At 73.4% G+C, this 5004-nt stretch carries 5 protein-coding genes; 1 reads left to right on the top strand and 4 read right to left on the bottom strand.

From position 1 onward, the window contains the following. The 4 genes from H5J29_RS20590 to H5J29_RS20575 all read right to left on the bottom strand — a co-directional run. On the bottom strand, positions 1 to 501 hold a 501-nt coding region (locus tag H5J29_RS20590), incomplete at its 3' end, for an amino acid kinase family protein (RefSeq protein WP_446686486.1). Continuing rightward, positions 498 to 1301 (bottom strand): amino acid kinase family protein, encoded by an 804-nt coding sequence (locus H5J29_RS20585; protein WP_181782686.1) that lies wholly within the window; start codon positions 1299 to 1301, stop codon positions 498 to 500. The genes H5J29_RS20590 and H5J29_RS20585, both read right to left, overlap by 4 nt. 141 nt (positions 1302 to 1442) lie before the next feature. Beyond that, positions 1443 to 2639 carry a cysteine desulfurase-like protein gene (locus H5J29_RS20580; protein ID WP_181782685.1) on the bottom strand — a complete coding sequence of 399 codons (1197 nt, stop codon included), beginning with the start codon at positions 2637 to 2639 and terminating at the stop codon, positions 1443 to 1445. A gap of 4 nt (positions 2640 to 2643) precedes the next feature. After that, positions 2644 to 3924 carry an MFS transporter gene (locus tag H5J29_RS20575; protein WP_181782684.1) on the bottom strand — a complete coding sequence of 427 codons (1281 nt, stop codon included), beginning with the start codon at positions 3922 to 3924 and terminating at the stop codon, positions 2644 to 2646. A gap of 177 nt (positions 3925 to 4101) precedes the next feature. On the opposite strand from H5J29_RS20575, the gene H5J29_RS20570 reads away from it, so the two are divergent. Continuing rightward, positions 4102 to 5004, top strand: a 903-nt coding sequence (locus H5J29_RS20570; RefSeq protein ID WP_312858322.1) for a carboxyl transferase domain-containing protein, incomplete at its 3' end; no start/stop codon positions are given.

Here is a 5004-nt window from a genome sequence, read left to right as displayed (position 1 = left end):
GTACCCGTTGGACACCACCGCGGGGGCGGCGGCGAGGTGCCCCGCGAGCTGCCGCGCGACGGTGCCGTGCGGCACGTAGGACACCCCGTCCTCGGCGAGCAGCGCGGCGAGCAGGTGCCCGTTCTGCTCGGCCTCGGTGGCGGCGAGCTCGGACAGCGCGCCGGTGGGCAGGCCCAGGTCGAGGCCCACGCCCATGACGTGCCGCGCCCGGATCCCCGCCCCGGTGAGGATCAGCAGCCTGTGGTCGGCGAAGGCCGCACGCAGCTCCTCGACCAGCGGCAGGATGGCGTCCCGCCCCCGGTCGACGATCGCCGTCCCGCCGAGCACCACGACGTCGAGCCAGGGCAGCAGCCTGCGCACCGGCTGCGTCGAGACGGGCCGGACGAGCTCGCGGTCCAGCAGGGTCTGCCGGGCGAGCAGCGAGGGGACGTCCTTCGAGTGCGCGGTGTAGCCCATGAGGTCGGCCCTCCGTGTCGATGGGTGGCTCGCGAGCTCGCTCATGCCGTGATGATCGTGCCGACGTGCTCGCCCGCGAGGGCGCGGGTGACCAGCCCGGGCTTGAGCCCGTTGACGACCTGGATCCGCCGCACGAACCGCGCGTGTCGCATCAGGTCCAGCACCGGCCGTTCGACGACGAGGTCGGGCAGGTCGCGGGCGATCAGCTCGTCGACCGTGATCTCCGGGATGAGCTCCGCCGCGGGGTCGGTCTTCGGGTTGGCCGTGTAGAGCCCGTCCTCGTCCTTGACGAAGATCATCGACTTGCAGCCGTAGGTCTCCGCGACGAGGTAGCAGCCCGCGTCCGTGCGGTAGGGCGGGATCACGCCCTCGGCGGGCGGGCGCTGCCACATGTCGTAGGGCGGCATGCCCGCGAACACCGCGGCGCCGACCTCGGCCACCTTGAGCGGCAGCGACGCCATCGCGCCCCCGCCGACGACCGGGATGCCGTACTGCGCCAGCAGGTGCCCGAGCATCGTGGCGTTCTGTCCGGCGACCGCGGACCCGATGTCCGACAGCACGCCGGTGGGCAGACCCAGCTCGGCGGCGAGTGCGTAGGCGTGCCGGGCGCGGGTGCCCCCGCCGGTGCCGATCAGCAGCTGGTGGTCCCGGCGGGCATCGAGGAGCTCGTCGACCACGGGCCGGACCGCGGCCCGGCCCCGGTCCATCAGGCTCTGCCCGCCGATCTTGAGCACGTGGGCGTCGGGCAGGATCCGTGTCTGCGGCGCGGTGTCCGAGGCCGCGAGCAGCTCGGGATCGTCGAGGCTCCGGCTGAGCAGCAGCTCGCCGAGCGCGGCGGACGTCATGGGACCCCCAGGTCGTGGGCGGCCACAGCGGCGCGCCGGTCGCCGAACCTACCGACCCCGGGCCCGCCGTCGCGAGGTCGGCCCCGTCCGGCGTCCCTCACCGTCGTGAGTGGCGATAGTCGCTCGAGCGACTATCGCCCCTCACAGGGCGAGGAAGGTGGCCAGCGACTCCAGCAGGCGGTCGACGTCGGAGTCGTCGGTGTACGGGGAGAGGCCGACGCGCAGGGAGCCGGTGTCGCCGAGGCCGAGGCGGCGGCTCGCCTCCAGGGCGTAGAAGGAGCTCGCCGGGGCGTTGATCCGGTGCTCGGCGAGGTAGCGGTAGGCGTCGCTGGGGCGCTTGTCGGTGAACTCCAGCAGCAGCGTCGGGGTGCGGTGCGCGGCCCGCGAGCGCACGACGATCCCGGGCAGCTCCGCCAACCCCTCCTCGATCCGACGGCGCAGCGGCTCCTCGTGCGCCTCGATCGCCGACATCGAGTCCTCCAGCGCCGCGCGCCGGTCGGCGGGCGAGCCCGTGAGGCCCGCGAGGAAGTCGACGGCCGCGGTCGTGCCCGCGAGGAGCTCGTACGGCAGGGTGCCGAGCTCGAACCGCTCCGGGACGTCGTCGGACGAGGGGGCGAGCTTGGCCGGGTGCAGCTCCTCCAGCAGCTCCGGGCGGGCCGCCAGCACGCCGAGGTGCGGGCCGCAGAACTTGTACGGCGAGCAGGAGTAGAAGTCCGCGCCCAGCTCCGCGACCGAGATCGCGGCGTGCGAGGTGAGGTGCACACCGTCGACCACGGTCAGGGCCCCCGCCTCGTGCGCGGCGGCGGTGATCGCGGCGACCGGCGGGCGCGTCCCGACCAGGTTCGAGGCCCCCGTCACCGCCACGACCCGGGTCCGGGCGGACAGCACCCCGGCGACGTCGTCGAGCTCGGTCGTCTCCGGGTCGAAGTCCAGCCACCGGACCGTCGCCCCCACCGACTCGGCGGCGAGCACCCAGGGCCGGATGTTCGCGTCGTGGTCCAGCCGGGTCACGACGACCTCGTCCCCCGGCCCCCAGGTCGCGGCCATGGTGCGGGCGAGGTCGAAGAGCAGCGCGGTGGTGCTGCGCCCGAACACGATCCCGCGCGGGTCGGACGCCAGCAGGTCCGCCATCGCCGCGCGCGCCTTGAGCACGATCCCGTCCGCGTGCCGCTCCGCGGCGGTGATCGTGCCGCGGTTGGCGATCGGCGAGGTCAGGGCGTCCGCGACCGCCTGCGCGACGACCCGGGGCGTCTGCGAGCCCCCGGGTCCGTCGAAGTGCGCGGTCCCGGCCTCGAGGGCGGGGAACTGCTTTCTCAGGGAGGCGACGTCGTAACCCACCGCCCTACCGTAGGACGGTTCCCTTCGTCTCGGGCAGGGTGAGGACGGTCAGGAACGCCACGACGGCCCCCGCGGCGACGTACCAGAAGAACGCTCCGCCCAACCACTGGATCATCAGCGGCGCCGTGCCGCCGAAGATCGCGACCGTCAGGTTGTACCAGGCGCCGATGCCCAGCCCGCGCAGCTCGGTCGGGAACAGCTCGCTCATGATCGCCGGCGCGATCGAGGTCATCATCGTGTAGAGCCCCAGCCCCACGACGAACACGACCAGCAGACCCCAGAACCCGGGCCCGACCAGCGCGGACAGCGGCACGATCAGCACCGCGGTGGCCGCCGACCAGACCAGCAGCTGCGGCTTGCGGCCGAACCGGTCCGACAACGCCCCCATCGGGTACTGCAGGAGGCAGAACAGCAGGGTGGCGATCGAGAGGGCCAGGAAGACGTCGAACGGGTCCGCCCCGCGGGACTTCGTGGCGTACGGCGTGAGCGCCGAGAAGAACGTGTAGTAGCAGAGCGTGGAGAGCAGGGTGAACCCGACGAGCTGCCCCACGGCCTTCGGGTGCTCCCGCAGGGTGAGCAGCAGCGGGTTCTTCAGCTGCTGCGCCTTGGCCTTGTTCTCCTCGAACTGGTCGGTCTCGGGCAGCGTGCGGCGCAGCCACAGCCCCACGAGCCCCAGCACACCGCCGACCACGAACGGGATCCGCCAGCCCCAGCTCGCGATCTGGTCCTCGGCCAGGGTCCCGGCGATGATCACGCCGAGCACGCTCGCGATGAGTACCGCCGCACCCGTCGAGATGTAGAAGAAGGACGAGTACCGACCCCGGTGCGCGGGCGGCGCCACCTCGCCGAGGTAGGCGCTGGCGTTCGAGACCTCGCCGCCCAGCGACATGCCCTGCGCGATCCGGGCGAGCAGCAGCAGGACCGGGGCGAGCCAGCCGACCAGCGAGAACGTCGGCAGGATCGCGATCACCAGCGAACCGCCCGCCATCAGCAGGATGGTGACCATCATGGCCGTCCGGCGGCCCTTGAGGTCGGCGAACCGGCCGAGGAGGAACCCGCCGAGCGGGCGGAAGAAGAAGGCCAGCGCGTAGGTCGCCAGCGTGCTGATCAGCGCGAGCGCCTCGTTGCCCGGCGGGAAGATCTGGGTCGCGAAGTAGATGCTGAACGTCGCGTAGATCGTCCAGTCGTACCATTCGATCGCGTTGCCGATGGACGCCGCGACGAGCGTCCGGACCGGTAGCCGGTGCCTGGTCCCGGATGTCGTGGTCGTGTCGGTCTGCGCCATGAACCCTCCCGATCCGCCCGAGGTGGACGAAGGGTACGACCGCCACGGGAGCGACGCAGGCTCTGCGGCTTCTCACGGGGAGTGGTCGGGATCGGGGGCTCGACGGCGGTGGGCGTCCGCCCGGGTGCGCGAGCAACCGGTGGGTGCCGGGCCGCGCCGAGGTGTCAGGGTGTGCCCGTGCAGGCGACAAAGCTGGTCGAGACGGTCCTCGACGAGGGCACCTTCCGTTCCTGGGACACCACCCCGGCGCCGGTCCCGCTGGTCGCCGACTCGCCGGCGTACCGGGCCGAGCTGGCCGCGGCACACGCCCGCAGCGGCGTCGACGAGGCCGTGATCACCGGCGAGGGCCGGATCGCGGGCCGCCGGGTCGCCGTCGTCTGCAGCGAGTTCGGCTTCCTCGCCGGGTCGATCGGGGTCGCCACCGCCGAGCGGCTGATCACGGCGATCGAGCGGGCCACGGCCGAGCGGCTGCCCCTGCTGGCCGCGACGGCGTCGGGCGGGACGCGGATGCAGGAGGGCGCGCTCGCGTTCCTGCGGATGGCGGCGATCTCCGCGGCCGTCACCGCGCACAAGGTCGCGGGCCTGCCCTACCTCGTCTACCTGCGCCATCCGACGACCGGTGGGGTGTTCGCCTCGTGGGGCTCACTGGGCAGCGTGACCGTCGCCGAGCCCGGCGCGCTGATCGGGTTCCTCGGGCCGAAGGTCTACGCGGCGCTGCACGGCTCCCCCTTCCCGGACGGCGTGCAGCGGGCCGAGAACCTGCACCGCCACGGCCTGGTCGACGGTGTGCTGCCCGTCTCGCGCCTCGCGGACGTCGCCGCCAGGGTGCTGGCGATGCTGGACCCGGTGGACCCGCGGCAGGTCCCGCCCGTGTCGCCGCCCTGGACCGGGTCGGCGCCGGAGGCATGGGACTCGATCACCCGCTCCCGACGGCCGGAGCGCCCCGGCGTGCGGGACGTCCTGCGGCTGGCGGCCACGGACGTCGTGCCCCTGGGGGGGACCGGGGAGGGCGAGTCCGGGCACGGGCTGCTGCTCGCGCTGGTGCGGTTCGGCAGCGTGGCCTGTGTGCTCCTGGGTCAG

Source organism: Pseudonocardia pini (genome assembly GCF_013870575.1).
Classification (GTDB): domain Bacteria; phylum Actinomycetota; class Actinomycetes; order Mycobacteriales; family Pseudonocardiaceae; genus Pseudonocardia; species Pseudonocardia pini.
The sequence above is the reverse complement of the archived record's forward strand: the minus strand, read 5'-3'. Positions and strand labels throughout refer to the sequence as shown.

Excerpts from the sequence above, each read along its gene's own strand:
- H5J29_RS20585 (WP_181782686.1), bottom strand. The coding sequence starts at position 1,301 with ATGACGTCCGCCGCGCTCGGCGAGCTGCTGCTCAGCCGGAGCCTCGAC.
- H5J29_RS20575 (WP_181782684.1), bottom strand. The coding sequence starts at position 3,924 with ATGGCGCAGACCGACACGACCACGACATCCGGGACCAGGCACCGGCTA.